At 72.9% G+C, this 3,547-nt stretch carries 1 protein-coding gene; it reads left to right on the plus strand.

Annotation, left to right across the window (positions count from 1 at the left end; all coding sequences use genetic code 11):
* Positions 1-3,547, plus strand: a 3,547-nt coding sequence (locus tag ABZU25_RS34355) for a type I polyketide synthase (protein WP_355033526.1), incomplete at both ends; no start/stop codon positions are given.

The following is a 3,547-nucleotide window of genomic DNA, read 5'->3' on the forward strand; positions in this document are numbered from 1 at the left end:
AGCCGACGCCGACCATCACCGCCACCACCACCGACGAGCCGATCGCCATCATCGGCATGGCCTGCCGTTACCCCGGCGGTGTCGACACTCCGGAGGAGCTGTGGCGGCTGGTCGCGGACGGAGTCGACGCGATCACCGAGTTCCCGGACAACCGCGGCTGGGACCTGGAGCGGCTGTACCACCCGGACCCGGACCACACCGGCACGAGCTACACCCGGCACGGCGGCTTCCTGCACGACGCCGACCGTTTCGACCCCACCTTCTTCGGGATCAGCCCGCGTGAGGCAATGGCCATCGATCCGCAGCAGCGGCTACTGCTCGAGACGGCGTGGGAGGCGATCGAGACCGCCGGGTTGAACGCCGAGCGGCTGCGCGGCACCGACACCGGGGTGTTCGCCGGAGTGATGTACCACGACTACGCGAGCCGGCTCGGCCGCGCCCCTGCCGACCTGGAGGGTTACCTCGCCACCGGCTCGACAGGCAGCGTCGCGTCCGGGCGGATCTCCTACCAGTTCGGCTTCGAAGGGCCGGCCGTTTCGGTGGACACCGCCTGCTCGTCCTCGCTGGTGGCCATCCATCTCGCCGGGCAGGCACTGCGCCAGGGCGAGTGTGGTCTCGCACTGGCCGGCGGGGTCACAGTGATGGCCTCCCCGGACATGTACATCGAGTTCAGCCGACAGCGTGGGTTGGCGCCAGACGGGCGCTGCAAATCCTTCTCCGCCGGGGCCGACGGCGCCGCCTGGTCCGAGGGTGTCGGGTTGCTGCTGCTCGAACGGCTCTCCGACGCCCAGCGCAACGGACACCCGATTCACGCTGTCATCCGCGGCACCGCGGTCAACCAGGACGGTGCCAGCAACGGCTTGACCGCACCCAACGGTCCCGCGCAGGAGCGGGTCATCCGGCAGGCGCTGGCCAACGCCGGCCTGGAGATCGGTGACGTCGACGCGATCGAGGCGCACGGCACCGGCACCACGCTGGGCGACCCCATCGAGGCCGGCGCGATCCTGCGCACCTACGGCGATCGGGATCGGCCGGTCTTCCTGGGGTCGATCAAATCCAACATCGGCCACGCGCAGGCCGCGGCCGGCGTCGCCGGCGTCATCAAGATGGTCGAGGCCCTCCGCCACGAGTCGCTCCCGCGGACCCTGCACGCGGACGATCCCAGTCCGCACGTGGACTGGACCAGCGGCACTGTGGAACTGCTCGCCTCGGCGCAGCCCTGGCCCGCCGGGGAACAGACCCGGCGCGCCGCCGTCTCCTCGTTCGGCATCAGCGGCACCAACGCCCACCTGATCCTCGAAGAGCCGCCGCGGCCCGCGCCCGCCGCCGCGACGTCCGAACCGACCGGTCCGACCAGCTGGCTGCTGTCCGCGCACACCGAGGACGGCCTACGCGACCAGGCCGGACAACTGCTGCGGCACCTCGGCGACGCGACACCGGCGGACGTGGCCGCAACGCTCGCCGGGAGGGTGCAGCACCCGTACCGCTCGGTGGCGCTCGGCGGCAGCCGGGACGAGCTGATCGCTGCGGTTCGGGCGCTCGCCGACGGCACGGACGACCCCGCTGCCATCCGCGGCGTCGTGGCGGACGGCGACGGCCTGGCCTTCCTCTTCACCGGGCAGGGTAGCCAGCGGTCGAGGATGGGCGCCGGCCTGCTGACGACCGAACCCGTCTTCGCGGCCGCGTTCGAGGAGGTGTGTGCCGCGTTCGACGGCCGGCTGGAACGGCCGCTGCGCGAGGTGATCCTTGAGGCGGACGGCGAAGACCTGCACCGAACCGACTACACCCAGCCGGCGCTGTTCGCGGTCGAGGTGGCGCTGTACCGGCTGCTGACCCACAGCGGTCTGCGCCCGAGCCACCTGGCCGGGCACTCGATCGGTGAGATCACTGCGGCACACGTGGCCGGGGTGCTCTCGCTCGACGACGCCGCCACGCTGGTCGCGGCCCGGGGTCGGCTGATGCGGGCGCTGCCGACCGGCGGCGCGATGGTCGCCGTCGGCGCCACCGAGGACGAGGTGCTCCCCCTGCTCGCCGGCCGGGAGGCCGAGGCCGGCATCGCGGCAGTGAACGGTCCGGCCTCGGTGGTGCTGTCCGGAGACGAGGACGTCGTGCTCGCCGTCGCCAGCGAGCTGCGGGCGACGGGTCACCGCACCCAGCGGCTCACCGTCAGCCACGCCTTCCACTCGCCACGGATGGAGCCGATGCTCGACGACTTTCGGCGGGAGATCGATGGACTGCACTTCGCGGCGCCCACCGTGCCCATCGTGTCCACGCTGACCGGTGAGCTCGTTGGCGTCGACGAGCTGTCGTCGCCGGACCACTGGGTACGGCACGCCCGGGGGACGGTCCGTTTCGCCGCAGCCATCGACCGCCTGAGTGACGCGGGCGTACGCCTGTTCGTCGAGGTCGGTCCGGACGCGGTGCTCGCCACCATGGCCGCCGAGATGCTCCGCGACGCCACCGCGGTGCCGGTGCTGCGCCGCGGCCGGCCGGAGAATGTGTCGCTGCTGGCGGCACTGGCCACCGCGCACACCCGCGGCGCGGCGGTCGACCCGGCCGTGTGGACCGGCGGCGGCGGACGTCCGGTGTCGCTTCCGCCGTACGCGTTCCGGCGTCGCCGTCTCTGGCTGGACGCGCCACCCGGCGCCGGTGACCCGACCGGGCTGGGTCTGGAGGCCGGCGCGCACCCGATGCTCGGCGCGGCCGTCCACCTCGCCGGCGACGGCGGCCTGGTGTTCACCGGCCGACTCTCGGTGGCGACCCATCCGTGGCTGGCCGATCACTCCGTGCGGGGCAGCATCGTGGTTCCCGGCACCGCGCTACTGGACATGGCGCTGCACGCGGCCGGGCGGGCCGGTCTCCCCTACCTGGAGGAGCTGGTCCTGGCCACGCCACTGATGATCGAACGGAACGGCGCCGTGGAGGTCCAGGTCGCGGTCGCCCTGATCGACGGCGGACGCGGCCGGATCGGCATTCACGCCCGTTTCGGCCCGGACGCCGAGTGGACCCGGCATGCCGAGGGCACGATCGGACCGGAGCCGTCCGGTGAGCCCGCGGCCGCGCTGCCCTGGCCACCGAGCGGCCCCACCGTCGACGTCGCGGACCTGCCCGATCGGGTTGCCGCGCTGGGGGTTGACTACGGGCCCGCGTTCCATGGGCTGGTCGCCGCCTGGCAGACCGAGCACGGCCCGGCGAGCGAGGCGGTGCTGCCCGACGAGGCCGGCGCGGCCCAGAGCTTCGGTGTGCACCCGGCGCTGCTGGACGCGGCGTTGCATCCGTTGGTCGCGGCCGGAGATGAGCTGCGGCTGCCGTTCACCTGGACGGGCGTGCGGCTGCACCGCTCGGGGGCCACCACCTTGCGTACCCGTTTCGTGGAGAACGAGGACGGCGTCGCGCTGGTGGCCACCGACACCGACGGCGCTCCGGTGATCTCGGTAACCGGGCTGATCACACGACCGTTCACCGGGGTGTCACCGGTGCTCTACCGGGTCGTGTGGGAGCGGGTGGTGGGTGCGGCGGCGGTCGAGGAACCCCTGATCCTCGATCT

The organism is Micromonospora sp. NPDC005215 (assembly GCF_040607915.1).
Lineage (GTDB): Bacteria > Actinomycetota > Actinomycetes > Mycobacteriales > Micromonosporaceae > Micromonospora.